Origin of the sequence: Bradyrhizobium sp. BR 10289, from assembly GCF_019455385.1 — a bacterium.
In the GTDB taxonomy this organism is placed as follows: domain Bacteria; phylum Pseudomonadota; class Alphaproteobacteria; order Rhizobiales; family Xanthobacteraceae; genus Bradyrhizobium.
This window is the reverse complement of sequence record NZ_JACOFR010000030.1, coordinates 21,976-45,704: the sequence shown is the minus strand read 5'-3', so window position 1 is coordinate 45,704 and position 23,729 is coordinate 21,976. Positions and strand designations below refer to the sequence as shown.

19 protein-coding genes are annotated in these 23,729 nt (G+C 65.4%); 7 read left to right on the top strand and 12 right to left on the bottom strand.

Translation table 11 applies throughout. The features are described from left to right. The first annotated feature begins 125 nt into the window (after positions 1-125). Positions 126-716: a DUF2147 domain-containing protein gene (locus HYH08_RS32785; protein ID WP_220013959.1), complete on the top strand. Its 591-nt coding sequence runs from the start codon at positions 126-128 to the stop codon at positions 714-716. Between the two features lie 170 nt (positions 717-886). Here HYH08_RS32785 and HYH08_RS32780 read toward each other — a convergent pair whose 3' ends face one another. Continuing rightward, the gene (locus tag HYH08_RS32780) at positions 887-2,038 is read right to left on the bottom strand and encodes a hypothetical protein (protein WP_220013958.1); all 1,152 of its coding nucleotides are present in this window, start codon (positions 2,036-2,038) and stop codon (positions 887-889) included. 358 nt (positions 2,039-2,396) lie between these two features. On the opposite strand from HYH08_RS32780, the gene HYH08_RS32775 reads away from it, so the two are divergent. Beyond that, positions 2,397-2,753: a restriction endonuclease subunit S domain-containing protein gene (locus tag HYH08_RS32775; protein WP_220013957.1), complete on the top strand. Its 357-nt coding sequence runs from the start codon at positions 2,397-2,399 to the stop codon at positions 2,751-2,753. Positions 2,754-2,843: 90 nt separating this feature from the next. On the opposite strand, the gene HYH08_RS32770 is transcribed toward HYH08_RS32775, so the two are convergent. From HYH08_RS32770 to HYH08_RS32760, 3 genes are all read right to left on the bottom strand, one after another. Further along, a complete protein-coding gene (locus tag HYH08_RS32770) occupies positions 2,844-3,113 on the bottom strand; it encodes a hypothetical protein (RefSeq protein WP_220013956.1) in 270 nt (89 codons plus the stop codon). Positions 3,114-3,307: 194 nt separating this feature from the next. After that, the gene (locus HYH08_RS32765) at positions 3,308-4,672 is read right to left on the bottom strand and encodes a sensor histidine kinase (RefSeq protein ID WP_220013955.1); all 1,365 of its coding nucleotides are present in this window, start codon (positions 4,670-4,672) and stop codon (positions 3,308-3,310) included. Continuing rightward, positions 4,669-5,349, bottom strand: coding sequence for a response regulator transcription factor (locus tag HYH08_RS32760; protein WP_220013954.1), 681 nt, complete (start codon positions 5,347-5,349; stop codon positions 4,669-4,671). Before HYH08_RS32760 ends, HYH08_RS32765 begins: the two co-directional genes overlap by 4 nt. Before the next feature lie 339 nt (positions 5,350-5,688). Here HYH08_RS32760 and HYH08_RS32755 point away from each other — a divergent pair, with 339 nt between their 5' ends. Beyond that, complete coding sequence (locus HYH08_RS32755; protein ID WP_228748243.1) at positions 5,689-6,576, top strand: MipA/OmpV family protein; 888 nt, start codon at positions 5,689-5,691, stop codon at positions 6,574-6,576. 3 nt (positions 6,577-6,579) lie between these two features. Then, the gene (locus HYH08_RS32750; protein WP_220013952.1) at positions 6,580-7,320 is read left to right on the top strand and encodes a hypothetical protein; all 741 of its coding nucleotides are present in this window, start codon (positions 6,580-6,582) and stop codon (positions 7,318-7,320) included. 3 nt (positions 7,321-7,323) lie between these two features. Here HYH08_RS32750 and garD read toward each other — a convergent pair whose 3' ends face one another. The 8 genes from garD to HYH08_RS32710 all read right to left on the bottom strand — a co-directional run bounded on the left by garD (position 7,324) and on the right by HYH08_RS32710 (position 18,709). Then, positions 7,324-8,865, bottom strand: a complete 1,542-nt coding sequence (gene garD, locus HYH08_RS32745) for a galactarate dehydratase (protein WP_220013951.1) — start codon at positions 8,863-8,865, stop codon at positions 7,324-7,326. A gap of 194 nt (positions 8,866-9,059) precedes the next feature. Beyond that, on the bottom strand, positions 9,060-10,508 hold the full coding sequence (locus tag HYH08_RS32740; RefSeq protein ID WP_220013950.1) for an aldehyde dehydrogenase family protein: 1,449 nt from the start codon (positions 10,506-10,508) through the stop codon (positions 9,060-9,062). Positions 10,509-10,527: 19 nt separating this feature from the next. Beyond that, on the bottom strand, positions 10,528-11,871 hold the full coding sequence (gudD, locus tag HYH08_RS32735) for a glucarate dehydratase (protein ID WP_220013949.1): 1,344 nt from the start codon (positions 11,869-11,871) through the stop codon (positions 10,528-10,530). A 24-nt stretch (positions 11,872-11,895) separates the two neighbouring features. After that, the gene (gene kdgD, locus HYH08_RS32730) at positions 11,896-12,840 is read right to left on the bottom strand and encodes a 5-dehydro-4-deoxyglucarate dehydratase (protein WP_220013948.1); all 945 of its coding nucleotides are present in this window, start codon (positions 12,838-12,840) and stop codon (positions 11,896-11,898) included. A 124-nt stretch (positions 12,841-12,964) separates the two neighbouring features. Further along, positions 12,965-13,870 (bottom strand): LysR family transcriptional regulator, encoded by a 906-nt coding sequence (locus HYH08_RS32725; protein ID WP_220013947.1) that lies wholly within the window; start codon positions 13,868-13,870, stop codon positions 12,965-12,967. A 122-nt stretch (positions 13,871-13,992) separates the two neighbouring features. Further along, positions 13,993-15,345, bottom strand: a complete 1,353-nt coding sequence (locus HYH08_RS32720) for an MFS transporter (RefSeq protein ID WP_220013946.1) — start codon at positions 15,343-15,345, stop codon at positions 13,993-13,995. 232 nt (positions 15,346-15,577) lie between these two features. Continuing rightward, positions 15,578-17,530: an SGNH/GDSL hydrolase family protein gene (locus HYH08_RS32715; protein ID WP_220013945.1), complete on the bottom strand. Its 1,953-nt coding sequence runs from the start codon at positions 17,528-17,530 to the stop codon at positions 15,578-15,580. A 96-nt stretch (positions 17,531-17,626) separates the two neighbouring features. Beyond that, positions 17,627-18,709 (bottom strand): lysylphosphatidylglycerol synthase transmembrane domain-containing protein, encoded by a 1,083-nt coding sequence (locus HYH08_RS32710; RefSeq protein ID WP_220013944.1) that lies wholly within the window; start codon positions 18,707-18,709, stop codon positions 17,627-17,629. 425 nt (positions 18,710-19,134) lie between these two features. Here HYH08_RS32710 and HYH08_RS32705 point away from each other — a divergent pair, with 425 nt between their 5' ends. From HYH08_RS32705 to HYH08_RS32695, 3 genes are all read left to right on the top strand, one after another. Continuing rightward, complete coding sequence (locus tag HYH08_RS32705) at positions 19,135-19,641, top strand: YciE/YciF ferroxidase family protein (RefSeq protein WP_220013943.1); 507 nt, start codon at positions 19,135-19,137, stop codon at positions 19,639-19,641. A gap of 140 nt (positions 19,642-19,781) precedes the next feature. Continuing rightward, entirely contained in the window at positions 19,782-21,197 is a 1,416-nt protein-coding gene (locus tag HYH08_RS32700; protein ID WP_220013942.1) for an MFS transporter, read from the top strand. A gap of 104 nt (positions 21,198-21,301) precedes the next feature. Further along, positions 21,302-23,701, top strand: coding sequence for a bifunctional diguanylate cyclase/phosphodiesterase (locus HYH08_RS32695; protein WP_220013941.1), 2,400 nt, complete (start codon positions 21,302-21,304; stop codon positions 23,699-23,701). The last annotated feature ends 28 nt before the right edge of the window (positions 23,702-23,729 follow it).

Below are 23,729 nucleotides of genomic sequence, written 5' to 3'. Positions count from 1 at the left end.
CGGCGGGTCGCCCAACGAGGCGATGCCCCATATCTCTGGCGCTGGAACCGTTCGCGAAATCGCCTTAGTCTGCAGCCATCTCAGTCGCGGCTCGGCAGGGTAATCGGCTTAGCAAGGTGATCATAATGCGGACTTTCATTTCTAGCTTTCGGCTGCTCGCGCTCCTCGCATTGTCGCTCGTGGCGGTGAGTTCCGGCGCGCAGGCGCAGCAGCCGACGGCGGCCGGCCTCTGGCAGAAGGTCGAGGACGGCAAGACGGTCGGATGGTTCCTCTTCATCGACCACAACGGCATCTTCGAAGGCGTGATCGCGAAGACCTTTCCGCGCCCCGGCGACGACCCCAACGAGGTCTGCTCCAAATGCACCGACGATCGCAAGAACCAGCCGGTGCTCGGGCTCTCCTTCATCCGCGACATGAAGCGTGACGGCCTGAAGTATGAGGGCGGTAACGTCGTCAATCCGCGCGACGGCAACATCTGGAAGGCCAAGATGACGGTGAGCCCGGATGGCCAGACCCTGACCATGCGCGGCTTTCTCGGCATCTCCCTGTTCGGCAAGGATGAGACCTGGACGCGCCTTCCCGACGCCAATATCGCCCAGGTCGATCCGGCGATCGTCGCGAAATATCTCCCGGCGCAGGCGACCGCGGCGGCCAAGCCGGCGCCGCTGCCTGCGAAGAAGGGCGGCGCGATGATGGCGCCGGCGCCGAAGCAGTAGCGCGGCTACTGTACGGTTGTTGTTAGCGCGGCTGTGGCCCACCCAACACTGTCATTCCCCGCGAAGGCGGGGAATCCAGTACGCCGCGGCGGATGTTGTAAGAGCAAGCTCTCCGACGCAGGTCTCTGGAATAGTGCGCGCGTGCTCCGATCTCGCGGGCGACGCAATCGTCAATAGGTCCGTGCGTTCTTGCACGGCGCATAGAACGTTCCGGTGGTGGTGACGACCCGCTCAAGGCACTGCCTGGGATCGGTGATCTCGCCGTTGACCTGGAAATAGTAGCTCTGCGTGCCCAGGCTCAGCACGTAATGCCCCGGCGGAAGATCGAGCTCCGCATCGCTGGCGTGGATCTCGTACATTTCGGGTGTGGCCGGAATCGGCGACACCCGGAACGGATAAGCGAAGTTGCGGATGACCCCGACGTCGTCGCCGCCACTCGGCGTCTTGCCTGAGGCGTCGTTCGAATATTCCCTGGCGACCTTCGCCACCACCCGAACCTCGGCGCGCATCGGGCCGGCGTTTGCGGCTTCCCGGCGAAACACGATGAACTTGACGCGGCCGTTGGGCAGACGGGGCCGATCGGGTTTCTTGAACGCCGCCGAAATCGCGATCCGCATGTCCGGCGCCGCGATGCCGGTTGCGCTCAACTCCATCAGCGACTGATCGTCGACCAGGGCGTAGATGCCGTAGTCGGTCGGAAGCACGCGCGCCGGTTTTGCCGGAGGCGCGACGGCGGTGACCATTTCCGGCTTGGCGACCGTGACCGTCGGCTCCGGTTTGGGCGGGGCTTGCGCGGTCTGCTGGGCCTGTGGCGTGACGAGCCGGCGAAGCACGGCGATATTGTCGCGCTGCGCGATGACGAGAGCGACGACGCCGGCGGCAAGCAGGATGGCCGCGGTCCGCTTGATGACGGGCCAGAGCGGACCCGACGTCGCGGCCGGCTTGCTGCGCGATGTCTTGATCTCCGGTCGCAGCACCGGAGTGTCGGCCGGCAGGGCATGGCCGATCGTCTCGTCGAGCCTGGACGAGGCGAGCTGCTGTTGCGGCAAGCGCTCCAGCGGCGCCTGCTCACGCGAAAACTTCTCGACCTCCGCGATCGCGACCTCGAGTGCCCGCTTGATCTGGTCGATGTTCTTGGTGTCGGCGTAGGTGAACTGTTCCTGGAGCTTGTAGCGGGCGAGGTCGTAGACCATCTGGCGCCTGGCTTCGGCGTCGTCCTTCACGGTGTCGAGCATGCGCGAAATCACCAGCGCAAACTGCACCTGGTTCGCCGGCAGGTCGGTCCCGTCCTGCTGGCCGGGGAGCAATTCTCTTGAACTCATAGCGCTGACGGTCGGATGCCTGTCACGCCCACCACCCGATTTTCCTAGTCGAAACAGCCGGTTAAGCAATGCGATGAGGTTCGCGATGACGTTCGTACACGTCCCGGCGCGCCAAGGAAAGCCTGCAAAATGACCGCGTCAAATCGCGGGCGTGCCGCAGATGCAGGGCGCGCGCGGTGGTGGGCAAATGGGTGCGGCAGTAGTTCCCCGGAATGCACGCTGGCGCCGGATTTGCATAGCTGTCGCAAAAGCTGCTGGGGGAGCCGAGTCGCCATCTCACCGCCTGCCGTCACCGCGCGGGAGGCGGACGGTGGTGCCTGTCCCTCGCGGCGCTGACCTCGATCCGCGGGAAGACGAGATGAGACTTGCAAGACCATGTGCGGCGATGCTGCTCGCCCTGACGGGGCTGCTGGGGACATCGGCGCTGGCACGCGATGACGGGCGCTACGCCAACTCGCCGCTAAAACCCTGGTTCGAGAGCCTGCACAGCGAATTCGGGCAATGCTGCTCGGATGCCGACGGCTACGTCGTCGCCGATGTCGATTGGGAATCCGACAAGGGCCGCTACCGCGTGCATCTCGACGACGAATGGGTGCTCGTACCCGAAGGCGCCGTGATCACCGAGCCGAACAAGATCGGCCGCACCATGGTGTGGAAGCACTATATCGACGGCCATCCGCGCGTGCGCTGCTTCATGCCGGGCAGCATGACGTAGAGGCGCGTGAGCGCTGGAAACCTGAAGCGGAACGTGGATGGCCGGGACTAGCCCGGCCACGATGAGATCGTTGTGGAACGACGCGAAAGCTCAGCGCGCATCGCTGTCGGAATTCACACTCGCAAGCCGCTTGACGCGTGGCGACAGCACCGACATTTGCGCCGGGGAAGCCGGCATGCCGGCGACGATCATCGCAGGCGCTGCCGACTGCTCTTCGACGCCGGCGCCGCCGAGCACCTGCACCTGTGTCGCCGAAATCGGGAACGACTTCACTTCGTAAGAGGGCAGCTCGGCAGCGAACGCCGCGGTCGAGCTCGCAATCATGGCACCGGTGATGGCGATCAATGAAAGAACGCGCATGGGAAAATCTCCGTTGAAGATAGCAATCGGAGGTTTGGTCGCGGCACTGCCGCAGCAGGTTCGCTTGTGTGCGAACATTCCACCGTCGCCGGCGGCCTATTTGATTGCGTGATGGGACGGCGACGAAGCGCGGAGGAAATTTTCCGCGTCAATGTTTCCGGACGGTTTCATGAGGAGCGTTGGTGCCGCGCTACTCAGTGCGCCTGCAAATCGAAGCGCGGCGATTCCGTCCTCGCTGCGGCTTCCGGAAAGCGCAGGCTCATCGTCGTGCCGCGGCCGGGCACGGAGGAGATGACGAGCTCGCCGCCATGGGCGGCCATGATCTCGCGCACGATCGACAGGCCGAGGCCGGCGCCGTCGCCCGCGCTGTTGCCGGTCTGGAACGGCTCGAGCAGACGGCGCTCCGTGCCGCCGGGCAGGCCTGCGCCGTCGTCATCGATCGAGACGCTGCCGCGTCTCAGCGTGGCGACGATGCGACGCGCGCCACGGGCGTGGACGAGCGCGTTGCCGACGAGATTGGCGAGCGCGCTGCGGACGGCGGCGTCGACGCCCCGCACCAGGAACGGTCCCTCCTGCGCGCTCTCCAGCGCAAGCTCGATGCCGGCATCGAGCGCCGACGGGCCGAAATCGGCGAGCACATCCAGCGTGATCTCGGCCAGATCGATCGGCTGCTTCTCGATCGCGTGGTTTTGCAGCCGCGCGAGGTCGAGCATGGCGGAGACCAGCGAGGTGAGGCGCCTGACGTCGCGCACCAGCTCCACCTTCAGCGCCGGATCGGGCACGTCATCGATCTTCGCGCGCAGCAGCGTCAGCGGCGTGCGGAGCTGATGGGCGGCATTGCCGAGGAAGCGGCGTTGCATCCGGATATAGGCGTCGATCTCGCCGAAGGCGCGGTTGAGCGCCTCGACCAGCGGTTTCAACTCGAGGGGGACTTCCGACAGAGATATCAGGCCTTGCGGGGCCGAGGGATCGATCGCAAGGGCGCGGCGCGCCACCCGCTCGATACCGCGTGAGACGAACCGGGCAGTCAGCACCGAGCCGATGGCGACGGTTGCCGCAAAGGCCAGCGCCACCAGGAGGATCGAAAAGACCCTGCGGAGGAGAAAAGTCCTTGCAATCCGGCCGAAGCGGACCTGAGGCTCGCCGACCATCATCGCGAGCCGCGACGAGCCCCGTTGCACGGAGGAGAGACAGAAGGTGCTCTTCTGGTCGAGCGTGCTGAAAACAGAGGAGCCGATGGGTCCGTGGTAGGGAAACACGAAGGGGAGAGGAGGCCGGTGTTCGTTGCCGTATTCGCTGAGCAGGTCGCCCGCGGACACGACGTACCAGAGGTTTGGGCTGTCCGCCTTCAATTCCTCGAGCGCAGGAGTCGAGCGTATTGTCAGTTTTTGCCCTTCGATCACCGTGGCGCGATCGAGAATGGAAGCCACGACCTGGCACGCCCTGAACTCGCGCTCCTCCGTCGGGTAACGCCATATGAAGAGGCCGAGCATGATCAGGAAGATTGCCGTCGCGGCGATGCCGAGCGACAGCGCGAAGGTCCGGGCGATCGACGTCATTGCTGGTTGGCCAGCCGCAGGATGTAGCCGATGCCGCGCATGCTGCGGATTTCGACGTCGCCGCCGAGTTCCGCGAGCTTCTTCCTGAGGCGCGAGACCTGCGCTTCGAGCGTGTTGGATTCGATCTCGTCGTCGAAACCGTAGATCTCCTCGATCAGCGCGGCGCGGGTGATGACGCGGTCGCGCCGCATCAGCAGCGCGGCGAGGATCAGCGCCTCGCGTCGCCGCAGCAGGATCCTGGTGTCGGCGACCACGGCCTCGTTGCTGCCGAGATGCAGCTCGACATTGCCGAGCGACAGCACGGCAGGTGCGAGCAGCCGCGGCCGCCGCAACACCGCGCGCACCCGCGCGATCAACTCCTGCGGCTCGAATGGTTTTCCGAGATAGTCGTCGGCGCCGGCGTTGAGGCCATCGACCACATCCTCCTTGGCGTCCTTGGACGTCAGCATGATGATCGCGGGGCGCTGCTGCGACTGGTTCAATGCCGTGACCACCTCGAGCGCGTCGCCGTCAGGCAGCATGCGGTCGACGATGGCGAGGTCATATTTGAAATTGTCCAGCGCCTGGCGCGCATCGGCAATCGAGCCGACGAGGTCGACGACGCCGTGCAATTGCCCGAGCAGGCGGCTGACATAGGCACCGATCTGCGGTTCGTCTTCGATCACGAGGGAGCGCAAGCGGGTCGTCCTTGACTCTGCTGGAGCATAAAGCCCCGACCTTGACGCTCTCTGGCCGAATTCCGGCGGTTCGGTTCGCGCGCGGGTTCCGTTTAAGGCAGCGAGCTTGGCGAATAAAAGGCAGGAAGGCGCGGGCTGGCCGGCATTGGCGGTCAAAGTTTCGGAGCCCGAATGCGGCCGTGCAATGTTCGGGCAATGTTGGTCCGGCGGCGCACCCTGGGCGCGGAATGTCGCAGGCACGGTTGCTCGTTGCAATCTTGGGGCAATTTTGCCGGACCACATGCAGGGCTCCAATCACACCAGTCGACTCGGCCAGGAAGGCCGGTCCGGGGCCCTGAAATGAAGCATATTGACGAAGCCGCTCTCCGCCTCACGGCGACTGCGCGGTGGACGACCGCCTGCCTTGCCGCACTCGGTGCAATCACGGCGACGACCCAATTCGCATCGGCGCAGACTGCGTTCACGCTGCCGGCTCCGCCCTTCGAGCTGCCGATGCTACCATCGCCGTCCGGCAACTGGACCGTCATGGTCGGCATCGGCGGCGAATATAAGCCCCAGTTCGTGGGATCGGACAACGGAAGGTTTCTTCCGATCCCGATCTTCTCAATCCGCCGTGCCGGATCGGTCGACCAGTTTCGCGGACCGCGCGACAGCGCCAGCATCGCGCTGCTCGACGTCGGCAATTTCCGCGCCGGGCCTGCGTTCAAATACGTCTCGTCGCGCAAGAGCGACAAATATGCCGAGCTGACCGGCCTTGGCGACGTCAAGGCCGCTTACGAGCTCGGCGGCTTCGTCGAGTACTATCCGGTCGACTGGCTCCGCCTGCGCAGCGAATTGCGCCAGGGCATGGGTGGCCACACCGGTACGGTCGCCGACGTTTCCGCCGACGTCATCGTGCCGCTGATCCAGCGGCTGACGGTCTCGGCAGGCCCGCGCTTCACCTGGAAGAGCACCAAGGCAACCGCGCCGTATTTCGGGGTCGATGCCGTGCAGGCGGCTTCGTCGGGATTGCCGGCGTACGATGCCAGGGGCGGTGCGCATTCGGTCGGCTTCGGCAGCCAGATCTCCTATCGCATCAATCCGCATTGGGAGGTTCATGCCTATGTCGAATACGAGAAGCTGCTCGGCGATGCCGCTGACAGCCCGCTGGTGAAGCTGAAGGGATCATCGAACCAGACCACGATCGGTCTTGGTGCGTCCTATTCGTTCGATTTCAGGATCAGGTAGACCATGCGCCGCAGAGTCATCCTGGGTCTCGCCTGCGCAATCGCCTGCGTTGCCCTCGGCGCCGCCGCTGCGTTCGAGACGCGCGCGACGAAGCTCCAGGCGATCAAGACCGTCGGCATCGTCTCGGCCATCGGCGAGGAGATGAGCCTGACGCAGGCCGGCTTGACCGGGCTCAACAACACCGCGCAAAGCCTTTCGATCAGCGCATGGGAGCTGGACGAGCTGATCGTCCAGCAGGCGACGAAGCTCCTGAGCGGTCGCTTTCGCGTGCAACCGGTGAGCTACCGGCGCGCTGCCTTCGCGGCTGTCAGGGACTCGGCGGTTGCGCCGGTCAATCTGCTGCGCAGCGATCCGCTCAAGGAGCTGGTTCGCAGCGATGTCAGCCCGCAGGGGCTCGACGCCTACATTGTCATCACGCGAACGAGGTCAAAACTCGGAAACGGCCGCAATGTCGAGGGCGTCGGGCTCGCGCAATACCGGACATTGCTGGCAGACTACGGTCTGATCCACGCGCTGTACGAGGTGCGCGTGATCGACGGCAAGTCGTTCGACGTGATCGAGAAGCGGGCGGCGGCGCCGCTCGATAATACCGGGACGATGCGGCTTGGCGGTCCGAGCGGGGAGGTCGACGAGACGTTCGAAAGTCCGGCGTCAAGCGAACGGCTGCACGCGGCGATTGCCGATCTCATCACGCGCAGCCTGCCAGTCACGCTTGGCGATATGCACCTGATCGACAGTCAGTGATGCTCAGGTTACCGGCGCCGGGTTGAACAGCGTCAGGTCGTTGTGGATGCCCCAGCGATCCGACCACGGCTTTGTCCGGCCGGAGGCGACGTCGAGGATCAGGCGGAACAGGTCCCAGCCGGTTTCCTCGATGGTCTTCTCGCCGGTAGCAATGCCGCCGGCGTCGAAGTCGATCAAATCCTTCCAGCGCCGGGCCAACTCGGTACGGGTCGCGACCTTGATCACGGGGGCGGCCGCAAGGCCATAGGGCGTGCCGCGGCCGGTGGTGAACACTTGCAGCGTCATGCCGGAAGCGAGCTGGAGCGTGCCGCAAATGAAGTCGCTTGCCGGCGTTGCCGCAAACAGCATGCCCTTCTGCGTCGCCTTCTGGCCGGGCGAGAGCACGCCGGTGATGGCGGACGAGCCGGACTTGACGATCGAGCCCAAAGATTTCTCGACGATGTTGGCGAGGCCGCCCTTCTTGTTGCCGGGCGTGGTATTGGCGCTGCGGTCGGCGCCGCCGCGGGCGAGATAGGAATCGTACCAGGCCATCTCGCGCACCAGCGCGCGGCCGACATCCTCGTTGATGGCGCGGCGGGTGAGGAGCTGGATCGCGTCGCGCACCTCGGTCACTTCCGAGAACATCACGGTGGCGCCGGCACGTACCAGGAGGTCAGCGGCGAAGCCGACGGCGGGGTTGGCAGTCACGCCGGAGAAGGCGTCGCTGCCACCGCATTGCAGCCCGATGACGAGATCGGCGGCCGGGCAGGTCTCGCGGGTGCGCGTGTTGAGAATCTTCAGGCGGGCTTCGGCCTGGGTCATGATGGCATCGACGATTGCGCCGAAGCCGTCAAAGGCTTCGTCCTGCATGCGCACGATGGCATCGCTGATGCCTTCCGGCACCAGCCGTTCGGGCGCGAGCTTTTCGCAGCCGAGGCTGATGACGAGGATCTCGCCGCCGAAATTCGGGTTCTGTGCGATGTTCTGCAGCGTGCGGATCGGCACCACTGCGTCCGGTGCATTGATGGCAACGCCGCACCCATAGGCATGGGTCAGCGGCACCACGTCATCGACGTTCGGGTATTTCGGCAGCAGCTCGGCGCGGATGCGCTTCACTGCATATTCCATCGTGCCTTTGACGCATTGCACGGAGGAGGAAATGCCGAGGATGTTCTTGGTGCCGACCGAGCCGTCGGAATTGCGGTAGCCCTCGAAGGTGAAGCCTTCGAGCGGCGGCAGCGGCGCAGGGACGGCGGTGGAGATTTCGAGCTTGTCCAGGGCCGGGGCCTCCGGCATGCGGATGCGGACCTCATCCACCCATTCGCCGGCGAGAATCGGCGAGAGCGCGTAGCCGATCACCTCGCCGTAGCGGATGATCGGCTGATCTCGCGCAATATCGACCAGGGCAGTCTTGTGTCCCTGCGGCACGAAGGCGCGCAGCGTCAGTCCGCAGGCGAAGCGGGAGCCGGCGGGAAGCCCGAAATCATTGACCACGATCGCGACGTTATCGCGCGCGTTGAGCTTGATGTAGCGCGGCTGTTCCTTCGCTGCGACGTCCTGGTCCATGCGCTCTCCTCAAGAACGGAAGAAGCCGTATTTCGCGATCACCTCTCCCCAACGGGGAGAGGTCGCGCCGAAGGCGCGGGTGAGGGGGCTCAGGTCCCAGGAGGGATCGTAACCCCTCACCCGGATCGCTGCGCGCTCCGACCTCTCCCGAAGGGAGAGGTGGGCATTGACGCCCGCGGTTAGATCATCAACCATCAGCCGGGATACGTATAAGCCGTCTTCACCGTGGTGTAGAACTCGCGCGCATAGGAGCCCTGCTCGCGGGCGCCGTAGCTCGAGCCCTTCCGGCCGCCGAACGGCACGTGATAGTCGACGCCGGCGGTCGGAAGGTTGACCATCACCATGCCGGACTCGCTGTTGCGCTTGTAGTGCGAGGCGTATTTCAGGCTGGTGGTGCAGATGCCCGAGGCGAGGCCGAACTCGGTGTCGTTCGAGATCGCCAGCGCCTCCTCGTAGTTCTTGGCGCGGATGACGGCGGCGACGGGGCCAAAGATCTCTTCACGCGCGATGCGCATGTTGTTGTTGGCTTCGGTGAACAGTGCCGGCTGGAGGTAGTGGCCGGGGTTCTCGCGCTTCAGCAGCTCGCCGCCGAAGGCGAGCTTTGCGCCTTCGTCCTGGCCGATCTTGATGTAGCGCAAATCCTGGTCGAGCTGGCTCTGGTCGACCACCGGGCCGATATGCACGCCGGCCTTGAGCGCATCGTCGACTGACAGGCTCGCCAGCCGCTCGGCCATTGCCGCGACGAAGCGGTCATGGATGCCTTCGGTGACGATCAGGCGCGACGACGCCGTGCAGCGCTGGCCAGTCGAGAAATAGGCGCCGTTGACGGCGACTTCGACGGCGGTCTTGAGGTCGGCATCGTCGAGCACGACCAGCGGGTTCTTGCCGCCCATCTCGAGCTGGAACTTCTTCATGGGGTTCGAGAGCACGCAGGCCTGCGCGATCTTGCGCCCGGTTTGTACCGAACCGGTGAAGGAGATCGCGGCGACGTCGGGGTGCTCGAGCAGGGTCTGGCCGACCACGGAGCCGGAGCCGACGACGAGGTTGAACACGCCGGCGGGAATGCCGGAGCGGGTGATGATCTCGGCGAGCGCGTGACCCGAGCCGGGCACCAGCTCGGCCGGCTTGAACACCACGGTGTTGCCGTAGCAGAGCGCAGGCGCGATCTTCCAGGCGGGGATCGCGATCGGGAAATTCCAGGGCGTGATCATGCCGATGACGCCGACCGGCTCGCGGGTGAGCTCGACGTCGATGCCAGGACGCACCGAGGCGCCCTTTTCGCCGATCAGGCGCAGCGCTTCACCGGCGAAGAACGCAAAAATCTGGCCGGCGCGGGCGACCTCGCCGATGCCTTCGGGGAGCGTCTTGCCTTCCTCGCGGGCGAGGAGTTTGCCGAGCTCTTCCTTGCGGGCGAGGATCTCGAGGGAAATCTTGTTCAGCGCGTCATAGCGCACCTGCGGCGTCGACTGCGCCCAGGCGGGGAAGGCGGCCTTAGCGGCGGCGATCGCCTTCTCGGTCTGCGCCTTGTCGGCCTTGGCATACTCGCCGACCAGATCGTTGGTGTTGGAGGGGTTGATGTTCTTGGTGACGCCGGAGCCGTCGACCCATTCACCGCCGATGAAGTTCTTCAGGATCGCAGTCATATCTCTTCCTCCGAATTTTCTAACGCACGAGGCAGGGGCGCTTGTCGTCAAACGTCCAGCCGGGGATCAGGTCCTGCATGGCAATAGCGTCATCGCGGGCACCGAGTCCATGCTGCTTGTAGAGCTCATGCGCGGCGTCGATAGCGGCCCTGTCGATTTCGATGCCCAGGCCCGGCCTGTCGGGGACGGCAATCTTGCCGCCCTTGATCCGCAGCGGCTCTTTAGTGAGCGCCTGGCCGTCCTGCCAGATCCAGTGGGTGTCGATCGCGGTGACCTTGCCGGGGGCGGCGGCACCGACATGGGTGAACATGGCGAGCGAGATGTCAAAGTGGTTGTTGGAGTGCGAGCCCCAGGTCAGGCCGTTGTCACGGCAGGTCTGGGCGACGCGGACCGAGCCTTGCATGGTCCAGAAATGGGGGTCGGCCAGCGGAATGTCCACCGCGCCGAGGCGCAGCGCATGGGAGAGTTGCCGCCAGTCGGTGGCGATCATATTGGTCGCGGTCGGCAGGCCCGTGGCGCGGCGGAACTCGGCCATGATCTCGCGGCCGGAGAAGCCGGCCTCGGCGCCACAGGGATCCTCGGCATAGGCGAGGATGCCATGCATGTCCTTGCAGAGGCTGATCGCTTCATCCAGCGACCAGGCGCCGTTGGGGTCCAGCGTCACGCGGGCGTTCGGGAAGCGTCTCGCGATCGCGGTGACGGCCTCGATCTCCTGCTCGCCGCACAGCACGCCGCCCTTGAGCTTGAAATCGGCGAAGCCGTAATGATCGTGGGTGGCCTCCGCGAGCCGCACTACCGTTTCGGGCGTCATCGCCTCCTGGTGGCGGAGGTTGAACCATTCCGGCTTGCCGGTCTCGCCCGCGATGTAATCGAGCTTGGACTTGCGCCGGTCGCCGACGAAGAAGAGGTAGCCGAGCGTCTCGACGCTCTTGCGCTGCTGGCCTTCGCCGAGCAGGGCTGCGACCGGCAAATCAAGATGCTGGCCCAGCAAGTCGAGCAGGGCGGATTCGATGGCCGTGACCGCGTGGATCATCACCCGAAGATCGAACGTCTGCTTGCCGCGGCCGCCGGCGTCGCGGTCTGCGAATGTCGTTCTGACATCGGCGAGGATGTTGTTCATCGCGCCGACGGTCTTGCCGATCACGAGGTCGCGGGCGTCCTGGAGCGTCTGCCATATCTTTTGCCCGCCCGGCACCTCGCCGACGCCGGTGTGACCGGCATTGTCGGTGAGGATGACGATGTTGCGGGTGAAGAACGGCGCGTGCGCGCCGCTCAAATTGAGGAGCATGCTGTCGCGGCCCGCGACCGGGATCACCTGCATCGCCGTGACGACCGGTGCGCCAGAAATATCCGTCTGGGCCATCGCGCGCTCCTCCCTGTTGTCTTGTTATTCTGCAGCCTGTTGTGACGATCGGATGGCGGGCAGATCCTTCACCAGCGCGGTCAGTTCCGCAATCTCCTGCTCGGTGAGATCGGTCAACGGCGGGCGGACCGGGCCGGAATCGCGGCCGATGACCTTCATGCCGGCCTTGATGATCGAGACCGCATAGCCCTTCTTGCGGTTGCGGATCGCGATCAGCGGCAGGATGAAGTTCTTCAGGCCGGCGTGGATCGTGGCATGGTCGCGCTTGCGCACGGCAGCATAGAAATGGGTGGCGAACTCCGGCACGAAGTTGAACACGGCCGAGGAATAGGTGGTCACGCCCATGTCGAGATAGGGCAGGGCGAAGGTCTCCGCGGTCGGCAGGCCGCCGACATAGGTGAGGCGATCGCCGAGCTTGGTGTAGACGCGGGTCATCAGCTCGATGTCGCCGATGCCGTCCTTGTAGCCGACGAGGTTCGGGCAGCGTTCGGCAAGGCGCGCGAGCGTGTCGGGCTGGAGGATGGCGTTGTCGCGGTTGTAGACGATGACGCCGATCTTCACGGCGGCGCAGACCGCCTCGACATGGGCGGCAAGGCCGTCCTGCTCGGAATGGGTGAGATAGGGCGGCAGCAGCAAGAGGCCGTCGGCGCCGGCCTTCTCGGCGCCAACAGCGATCTCGCGGGCGATCGCGGTGCCATAGCCGGTGCCGGCGAGCACGGGCACGCGGCCCTTGGTCTCGTCGACGGCGACCTTCACCACTTGCGGGACTTCAGTCGGGGTCAGAGAGAAGAACTCGCCGGTGCCGCCGGCGGCGAACAGGCCTGCGACATCATAGCCGCACAGCCAGTCCATGTTGGCGCGGTAGGTCGCCTCGTCGAAGGAGTAGTCCGCCTTGAAGGGCGTGACGGGGAAGGACAGGAGGCCCGATCCGATCTTCTGGGCCATTTCCTGCGGGGTCATCTTGCTCATGGGCGCGGCTCCCTTGTCCGGTGTTGTGGAGGACGCAAAGCCTGCGCGTCCATGCGCCGTGGTTTAGGCAACCGTTCGATGCGCGTCCAAGCCAAAGCCTATATCGACCGATGCGGATTGAGCATCAATCCTCCGACACCTCCGCGGAGGCCAGTTCACCGGCGATCTTGACCAGCGCCGAGAGCAGCGGGTTCTCATCGTCGCGGCGCCAGACCATGAACAGCTCGACCGGCACGCGCGTGCGCAGCTTCAGCGGCCGCAGGCGGACGTCGGAGATTTTCAGGCCGGCGGCCGCGGCCGGCACGATGGCAAGGCCAAGGCCGGCGCGGACCATGGCGAGGATCGAATGGATCTGGCTGAGATGCTGGACGTAGCGCGGCAGCACGTCGGCGCGGGTGAACATCGCCACCAGCAGGTCGTGGAAGTAACGGCTTTCATAGGGCGAATACATCACGAAGGGCTGGTCGTCGAAATCCTTGATGGTGATGCTCTCCGCGTTCGCCAGCGGGTGCTTCTTCGGGATCGCGGCGAGCAGGGGCTCGGCAACGACGCGGCGGCTGGCGAGCTCAGGCCGCGCGATCGGCGGCCGCAGCAAGCCAGCATCGATCTGGCCTGACGTGAGGGCCTCGAACTGGTCGCCCGACACCATCTCCTTCAGCGAGAAATCGACCTCGGGCAGCTTTGCGCGGCAGGCCGCGATCAGCTCGGGCAGGAAGCCGTAGGCGGCGGCGGCCGTGAAGCCGATCTTCAGCGAGCCGGTCTTGCCGAGCGCGATGCGGCGGGCGACTTGGGAGGCGCTTTCTGCAAGCTTGAGGATGCGCCGTGCCTCCGGCAGGAAGCTGCGCCCCGCCGGCGTCAGGCGCACCGAGCGGCTGGTGCGCTCCAGCAGCGGGGCGTCGATGATGTGCTCGAGCACCTGGATCTGCCGCGACAGCGGCGGCTGCGTCATGTTCAGCCGCGCGGCGGCGCGGCCGAAATGCAGTTCCTCCGCCACCGTGACGAAACAGCGGAGCTGGTTGAGGTCGAACATCGATACATGCCTTAGATGAATAAGGCGTTTCCCCGGCACTTCTAGCATCGATCATCCCCGAAACAAAGACGGCGGCTGTGAAGCCGCCGTTGAGTTGCCTGGTCAAGCTCCATTGGGAGCCCTCAGGAGGAACGTTTGAGCACCACCCGCTCGATCTTGCCGACGATCACGAGATAGGCGAAGGCGGCGACCAGCGCATTGAGGCCGACGAACACCAGCGCGCCGTTGAAGGAGCCAGTCGCAGCCAGGATGTAGCCGATCACGATCGGGGTGGTGATCGAGGAGAGGTTGCCGAAGGTGTTGAACAGACCGCCGGAGACGCCGCCGGCTTCCTTCGGCGAGGTGTCGGAGACGACGGCCCAACCGAGCGCGCCGATGCCCTTGCCGAAGAAGGCGAGCGCCATGAAGCCGACCACCAGCGCCTGTCCCTCGACATAGTTGCAGGCGATGATCGACATCGACAGCAGCATGCCGCCGACGATCGGGATCTTGCGGGCCATGGTCAGCGAGCCCGTGCCGCGCAGGATCGCATCCGAGATGATGCCGCCGAGCACGCCGCCGATGAAGCCGCACAGCGCCGGCAGCGTCGCGACGAAGCCGGCTTGCAGGATCGACAGGCCGCGCTCCTTGACGAGGTAGACGGGGAACCAGGTCAGGAAGAAATAGGTCAGCGTGTTGATGCAGTACTGGCCGAGATAGACGCCGAGCATCATGCGGTTGGAGAGCAGCTGGCGGATGTGGTCCCAGCCCGAGCCGGCCTCCGGCGCGCGCGCCTGCATCAGATCGTTTTTGGGCGCATCGAGATCGACGAGGGCGCCGCCTTCCTTGATGTAGTCGAACTCGGCCTCGTTGATTCCAGGATGCTCCTTCGGGCCGTACACGGTCTTGATCCAGACGAGGCCCATGACGACGCCGAGGGCGCCCATCACGAAGAACACGTAGCGCCAGCCATAGGTGTGCGCGATCCAGCCCATCAGCGGCGCGAAGATCACGGTGGCGAAATACTGCCCGGAATTGAAGAAGGCCGACGCGGTGCCGCGCTCATTGCCGGGAAACCAGGCGGCGACAATGCGGGCGTTGGCCGGGAAGGACGGTGCTTCCGCAACTCCGACCAGCAGGCGCAGCGCGAACAGCACGACGACGGCGGCACCGGCGCTGAGGAAGCCGACCCAGCCCTGCATCAGCGTGAACAGCGACCAGACGATGATGCTGAAGGCGTAGACGAGGCGCGAGCCGTAACGATCGAGCAGCCAGCCGCCCGGCACCTGCGCGACGACATAGGACCAGCCGAAGGCCGAGAAGATCCAGCCCATGGCAACGGGATCGAGATGGAGCTCCTTGGAGAGCGCGGGGCCCGCGATCGACAGCGTGGCGCGGTCGGCATAATTGACGGTCGTGACCAGGAACAGCATGGTCACGATGAACAGCCTGACGCGAGACCTCCTCACGTCCGCTGCGGACACCACTGCGCTCATCAGGCGCCTCCTTAGAACTCGAAATGTTTCCTCGCTGCGAGTCCTAGAGGCGCGCGCGGCAGAGTGTCCAAGTTGAAGGGAGTATCGATCGATGCCGTTTTTGGATTGATGGAGCGGGCGCCGTCATTGCGAGGAGCTCTTGCGACGAAGCAATCCAGAGTCCTTCCGCGGAAAGATTCTGGATTGCTTCGCTGCGCTCGCAATGACGGCGAGGAGAAGGCTCGTCTTGGTGCTACTGCCGCGCGCCCGGCAGCAGCGGCGCCAACAGTCCGCGCGTCACATTCGGCGGCACCGCGTCCAGCCCGAGCACCGCACTCGCGGCGGGCAGTGCGGCATCCGCCATCGCGGCATGGCCCTCGGCGCTCGGATGCACGGCGCCGCCATATACGGCCGAGAGCACACCCCAGGTCGCATCATGGATGTCGGTCGGCTGGCTCGCGGCCGGCAGGCCTTGCGGATAGGTCATCGCGGCGAAGTAGCTGTCATTGGCGTCGCGGATCCAGCGCGCGCGGGGGAGATAGGCGCGATACTCGGAGGCGCCGCGGCCGCACAGCATCGGCTGGCTCGCCGCGCTGACGATGTCAGGATTGAAGCTCTGGCCGTTCTCGGCAAAGCACGTCCGGTCGAATTCGGGATCGTTGCCGGAATGCGCGCAAAAGCCGTGGTCGGCGAACGCGGCCTGATGCGAATCCACGAAGGTCATGCGGTCGGCTTCGGGATCACGGCACAGGGCGCCGCGGGTGCAGGTGGCGAGGCCCTTCAACTGCGGCAGGAATTCAGTGTCCACGAAGGTCGAGACGCGGGCGAGGCGCTGCGGATCGGCATTGAAGGACGGGTGGATGTCGAAGCCGGCGCGGCCGCCGCGGCAGGGTACGCCGCCGTCGGCGAGCGCGGGATTGGCATAGGAGACGTAGACCACATGCGAGAGGTCGCCGCCGACCAGCGGCTTCAAGGCCTCGCGCAGCTTGACGAAGTTTTGCGGCAGCTCGCGCGCCAGCGCGTCGCGGGAATCGTCGACGCTTGCCATCACGCCGGAGCGGCGGAACAGCGCGCGCTCGGTCGCGGTGTCGACGATGACGTCGGCGACGAGGCCGGAGAAGTAGACGTCGTTGGCGCCGACCGAGAGCAGCACGAGGTCGAGCGTGCGGTCCGGCTGGCGCTTTTTCGCCGCCGTGAGCGCCTCGCGCAGCTCGGCGACCTGCGCGTTGACGCTGGTGTTGCACACGCCGGTCTTGCCGGGCGGGCATTCACGGGCGCGCTGCGAGCCCAAGAGGCCGTCGCCGATGCTGGCGCCGGTGCAGGCGAGCGGCAGGAAGGTCACCGCGATGTGGGTGTAGCGCACCGCAAGCGCCAGCGCCGTGCGGGCCTGGTAGCTGTAGAGCGAGCGATGGCAGGGCGAGTTGAACCAGAGCGCGCTGTAGTGCTGCCAGTTGGCGAGCGTATCCGGCGCCTCACAGGCGCGGCCGCCTTTGTAGCCGGCGCGGCTCGGCCGGTAATACTGTGCACCGGCGGTGCCCAGATAGGAGCGGAAGCAGAAGCCTTCGTCCGACAGCGGCAGCGGCCGGTCCGGATTGCCTTCGCCCGAAGCGATGCTGTCTCCTAAGCCGGCGATGAAGATATCGCGGACCTGGATCTCGGCCTGGACGCGCTGGGTCGGATCGGAGCCGGAGGAGACGTCGACGCTCGCGACCGTCTGCTTGCCGTAACGGACGCGTAGATTGATCGGCTCGGCGCAGTCGAAGGTGGAAGTCTGTGGCCCGTCGCCGTCGTCGAACGACCAGGCGCAGGTGGCGCCGACCGGCACCGCGCCGGTCAGGCGCACCGTGACCGGGTGGTCGATGGGGGTGATGTAGTTCTCCTTGACGTTATCGCGGGTGCAGGGCTGGTTGACCCGGCCCTGGAGGTCGATGCAGAGCCGGTTGACCATGTTGCGGGCCCAACCGCGACCTTCGCTCTGGAGCTCCAGCGATTGCTCGGCGGCGAGGATGCTGCGGTTACGCGCATTCTCGACATGGAGCAGGAAGTCGCGCTCCTCGCGGAACAGGCGGAAGCGGTTGCGTACCTCCCAGGATATTTGCATCCCGCCCGCGTCCTGCGCAGCGGCATGCTCGGGCGGCATAGACGTCAGAATCCCGGCAAGCAGCAGGGTGCCTGCGACAAAGGTACGAAGAGGTGATCGGATCATGGCCCGCGTGTTCAACGGCAAAGTTGAGGCGGAAATAAGAGAGGATTGTTCTCCCGCCTGCAACCTTTTGTCCGAGCGCGTTCACGCCCCGCCGTTCTAGCGCTTGCTGGCCTGCCGCAGCGCCCGCTCGCGCTCCATCGCTGCCACCTGCTTGGGCAGATTGCTTTGGGCGCAGGCCTCGGCCAGCCGTCGCCGCTCCTGCCAGGGCTCGACCACGTTCATCCAGAGCTCGCGCGCACCCATGATGGAGATGGCGAGGCCGAACGGGATCACGAAATAGAGGATGCGGAAGACCAGTAGCGTCGCCAGCAGCTGCTCGCGGCCGAATTCGGGCAGCGCCACCAGCATGGCGACATCGAACACCCCGATCGAGCCGGGTGCGTGGCTGGCGAAGCCGATCAGCGTTGCCAGGATGAACACCACCGCCAGCGACAGGAAGTCGATCGGCGGATTGGCCGGCATCAAGAGGTACATCGCCGTGGCGCAGAAGCCGAGGTCGACCACGCCGATCAGGATCTGCACCAAGGTCAGCGGCGCTGACGGCAGCGCCACCTTCCAGCCCTTCTGGCCGAGCTCGCGGCGCTTCTCGCCCATCGAGAGCCAGACGAGATAGGCGCCGATCGAGGCGAGGCCGCCAAGCCCGATCAGCCGATTGATCGACGAGGGCAGCTGGTCCATCGACGAGGCGGCATCCGGATGGATGACCATGCCGATCGAGAGCACGAAGATGTTACCGAGCCAGAAGGTCAGGCCCGACAGGAAACAGATTTTGGCGACGTCGATCGCGTTCAGCCCGTAATCCGAATAGATCCGGAAACGGATCGCGCCACCGGTGAAAACCGTGGCGCCGATATTGTGACCGATCGAATAGGACGTGAAGCTGGAGAGTGCTGCGATGCGATAGGGCACGTGTTTCTTGCCGATCGTTCGCAGTGCAAAAAAATCGTAGAAGGTCAGCGTGCAGAACGCCAGGACGACGCAGATCGCCGCCAGCCCGATATTGGCGCGGGGAATCTCGGTCAGCGCGGTCAGGATGACGCCGGTGTCGATGTGCTTGAGCGTACGCACAAGCGTCGTGATCGCGAAGGCGATGATGAAGACGCTCGCGGCAATGCCGAGCCGTCGCCAGCCGACCCATCTCTTGAAGCCGCGTTTCAGCGCGGGCAGTAGTCCGTGCATTCATCCTCCCGGCGGGGGGCAAGACCGAACGGGCCAGACATTGGCCGGTCGGGTGCGATCGCGGCCCGAACCGGGCGTCGATCGCTAGGCATGATGTAGCTCATTTAAGGCAAAAACTGCGGCTTGTGCAGTCCTTGACAAGGATTGGTTCTGCGCCAGAGCCGCTACTTTGTCATACGTCGTTCACATCGGCGGCGCGTTAAGCATACGAGTCGCAAGTCCGGCCTGGAGCGCGCGTTCATCCGTCGGCATGGTTTCAGCTTCCGCTCCCGCCAGCATTGTTCCAGCGCAAGCCTGCCCGCTTTTTTGGAACGTCGATGCCGTAGGCTCGTTAGCGCCCCATCAGCAACCGAACATGACGGAATCAACGGCTTTTCGTGCAAGCCGGTGCCTGCGTGTTCCCGAAACCAATGAGGATCGGAACGATGGGACTGTTCACAAAAGACATCAAAACCATGAACGACCTGTTCGTGCATCAGCTCCAGGACATCTATTACGCCGAGCAGCAGCTCACCAAGGCGCTTCCGAAAATGGCAGAAAAGGCCACCGATCCGCAGCTGAAGCAGGGCTTTTTGACGCACCTCGAAGAAACCAGGCAGCACGTCGCCCGGCTCGAGGAAGTGTTCAAGATGCACGGCGCGCAGGTGAAGGCGGTCGATTGTCCGGCGATCGACGGTATCATCGAGGAAGCCGACGAGACCGCAGGCGAGGTCGCCGACAAGGCGGTGCTCGACGCTGCCCTGATCAACGCGGCGCAGGCCGCCGAGCATTACGAGATCGTCCGCTACGGCAGCCTGATCGCCTGGGCCAAGCAGCTCGGCCGCAGCGATTGCGCTGCCGTGCTCGCCAAGACGCTCGAGGAGGAAAAGGCGACCGACAAGAAACTGACGACGCTCGCCGAGAGCAAGGTGAATTTGCGGGCGGCGAGCTAAAGGGCAGGGCTCGCTGCAGGAGCGCCGCGCGGTGAGTCCGCGCGGCGCTCGCATATCGGATAACCATCATTCGGTCGGTGTCGAAGCATTATGACGGGATGAGCGCCTATCTTCGCATGGGGCTGCAATCGAGGTGCAGCATGCGAGCCAACACCATCAAATATGAAATCTTCAACGGCGCAGCCGGCCTCCGCACGCCCTCGCGCCTTGCAACCTCGCTGACGCTCGCCGCGATGAGCCTTGGTTATGGCGTGGTGCAGCTCGACGTCACCATCGTCAACACCGCGCTCGACGCGATGGGCAGATCGCTCGGCGGCGGCGTTGCCGAGCTGCAATGGGTCGTCAGCGCCTACACCATCGCCTTTGCCGCCTTCATCCTGACATCAGGCGCGCTCGGCGACCGCATCGGCGCCAAGCGCATCTTCCTGGCAGGGTTCGCGATCTTCACCGCGGCCTCGCTCGCCTGTGCGCTGTCGCCCAATGCCATCGTGCTGATCGCAGCGCGGCTGGTCCAGGGGCTGGCGGCGGCGATCCTGGTGCCGAATTCCCTCGCGCTGCTCAACCATGCCTATGCGGACGACCGCGCACGGGGCCGCGCCGTTGCGGTCTGGGCTGCCGGCGCGAGCCTTGCGCTCACCGCCGGCCCGTTTGTCGGCGGCGCCCTGATCACGCTGGTCGGCTGGCGTGCGATCTTTCTCGTCAACCTGCCGATCGGCCTCATCGGCCTTTGGCTGAGCTGGCGCTATGCGACCGAGACCACGCGGACGCCGTCGCGCGAGATCGATCTGCCCGGCCAGCTCACCGCGATCGGCGCGCTGGGGGCGCTCGCCGGCGCGATCATCGAAGGCGGCGCGCTTGGCTGGGAGCATCCTGCCGTGCTCTCGGCCTTTGCCTCAGCCCTCATTCTCTCTGTTCTGTTCGTCTGGCGCGAAAGCCGCGCGGCGCAGCCGATGCTGCCGCTGTCCCTGTTCGGTCACCGGCTGTTTACCTTGACGACGATCGTCGGCCTGCTGGTGAACGTTGCGATCTACGGCCTGATCTTCGTGCTCAGCCTGTACTTCCAGCGGATCAACGGGCTGTCGGCATGGTGGACCGGGCTCGCCTTCGTGCCGATGATGGGCGCCGTGCTGCCGGTCAATCTGCTGGCGCCACGCCTTGCCGAGCGCATCGGTCCGTGCCCGACCATCGTGGTCGGCGCCCTGATCTCGGCGCTCGGCTGTTTCGGTCTGCTGTGGATCGCGCCTGGCACGCACTATTGGGCGATCTGCGCGCAGATGATCGCGATCAGCGGCGGACTCGGGCTGTTGGTGCCGCCGTTGACCTCGACCCTGCTCGGCAGCGTCGAGAAGGAGCGCTCCGGCATCGCGGCGGGCGTGCTCAATGCGACGCGGCAGACCGGCAGCGTGCTTGGCGTCGCGCTGTTCGGTTCGCTGGTCGCGACGGAGGGGGCGTTCATGGCGGGCCTGCACGCCTCGTTGGTCGTATCGGCCACCGTCCTGCTGCTCGCAGCCGCCGTGATCGGGTTTGGCGCACCTGTGCGAGGCCAGACAATGTGAGCAAATGTACACATCTTCCGTTCACCACCCGGGAAACGAGTACATAGCCGGTTACCGACTATCCATCTCTGCCGTCTCAAGTGCAGGCTGGATAGGGGCCGGCAATGTATCAAGTTCTTGACTGTCTCACGGACCAGCATGATTGGCGCCTGGTCGCGCTCGGCGGCGCGGTATGTCTGCTCGCAAGCGCGGCGGCGATCAGCCTGTTTCACCGCGCGCGTGCGGCAAGCGGAGGGGCCCGGGTCTCGTGGATCGCGCTTGATGCCGTAGTCGCCGGCTGCGGTATCTGGGCAACCCATTTCATCGCGATGCAGGCCTACGGGCCCGGTGCTAACGGCGCCTACAATATTCCGGTGACGGTGCTGTCGCTGATCTTTGCGATCGCCGTGACCTTCATCGGGCTCGGTATCTCGGTGTCGGCGACGCGGACGATCTCGGTTGCGCTCGGTGGCGCTGTCGTCGGCAGCGGTGTTGCGGCCATGCACTACACCGGCATGATGGCGCTCGAAATCCCGGCGCATATCGGCTGGGTCACCGGCACCGTGGCGGTCTCAATCGTCCTCGGCATCGTCTTCGCATCGCTGGCCCTGGTCGTCGCGGTGCGACGCGACAGCCTGGCGGGTGCGCTCAGCGCGACGGTGCTGCTGACCGTTGCCATCGTCTCGCATCATTTCACCGCGATGGGCGCCGTGGACCTGACGGCTGATCCTGCGATCGTCATCAGCGGCCTGTCGATCCCGCCGGCCTCATTGTCCCTGCTCACCGCCAGTGCGGCGGTGGCGATCATCGCGATCGCGCTCGCGGCGGCGCTGCTCGACCGCCGCGCCAAGGGCGAACTGGGACGCCAGCAGGTCGTGCTCGACACCGCGCTCGAGAACATGTCACAGGGACTTTGCATGTTCGACGCGGACGGCAAGATCCTGCTGTTCAACGACCGCTATGCGGCAATGCTTGGCCGGACCGATATCCTGCTCACGGGCCGCCTGCTCGTCGACGTGCTCAGGGAAGAGCAGGGCAAGGGCCAGTGGAACGGCGATCCCGCGGAATTCTTCGCGCGCCTGGTTGCCGATGCGCGGGAGGGCCGCACCACGACCGACGTCGTGAGCCGGTTCGGCCGCTCGATCCGCGTCGTCAACCAGCCGATGCAGGGCGGCGGCTGGGTCGCAACCTTCGAGGACATCACTGAATGGCTGGAGGCCCAGGCGAAGATCTCGCACATGGCGCGCCATGACGCGCTGACCGGTCTGCCGAACCGCGTCCTGTTCCACGAACAGCTCGAGCAGGGGTTGCACCGGGCGAAGTCGGGCGACCAACTCGCGGTGCTTTGCCTCGATCTCGACCATTTCAAGGACATCAACGATTCGCTGGGGCATCCGATCGGCGATGCGTTGCTGAAGGAAGTCGGTCGCAGGCTGAAGGCCACCGTCGGCGAACACGACACCGTGGCGCGGCTTGGCGGCGACGAGTTCGCCGTGGTCCAGATCGGACGTTCGGAGGAGGCGGCGGCCAGAGTCCTCGCCGGCCGCCTCGTCGAAATGATCTCGGCGCCTTATCAGATCGACGAGCATCAGATCGTGATCGGCGTCTCGATCGGCATCTCGCTGTCGCCGCAGGACGGCAGCAATCCGGACGAGCTGCTGAAAAACGCCGACCTTGCGCTGTACCGCGCCAAGGCCGACGGCCGCGGCACCTATCGCTTCTTCGAGACCGGCATGGATGCGCGCGCGCAGGCGCGGCGCCTGCTGGAGATGGACCTGCGCGCGGCGCTGCAACGCGACGAGTTCGAGGCGTACTATCAGCCGATCCGGGACGTCGCCAGCGGTCGCGTCGTCGCCTTCGAGGCGCTGCTGCGCTGGAACCATCCGCAGCGCGGCCTGATCGCCCCCATCAACTTCATTCCGCTGGCCGAGGAGACCGGCCTGATCGTCCAGCTCGGCGAGTTCGTGCTGCGCAGCGCCTGCGCGCATGCGGCCACCTGGCCCGACGATGTCGATGTTGCGGTCAATCTGTCGCCGATCCAGTTCAAAAGCCCGAACCTGATCGCGACGGTCACCGGGGCGCTGGCCACGTCGGGGCTTCCCGCACGTCGCCTCGAGCTCGAGATCACCGAATCCGTGCTGCTCCAGAATAGCGAGGCGACGCTGACCACCCTGCACGAGCTGCGCGCCATGGGCGTGCGGATCTCGCTCGACGATTTCGGCACCGGCTATTCGTCGTTGAGCTATCTGCGCAGCTTCCCGTTCGACAAGATCAAGATCGACCGGTCGTTCGTGTCGGAGCTGGCGACGCGCGAGGATTCCATGGCGATCATCCGCGCCGTGACCGGCCTTGGCCGCAGCCTCGGCATCGTCACCACCGCCGAAGGCGTCGAGAACGACGCGCAGCTCGAGCTGCTCCGGCGCGAGGGCTGCACCCAGGCGCAGGGCTATCTGTTCAGCAAGCCGCGGCCGGCTTCCGATGTCGCATTGATGCTGGACCGGCCGCGGCTGCGCGCTTCGGCGTGATCGCGGTCTGTCGCTCTTGCTTCACCTC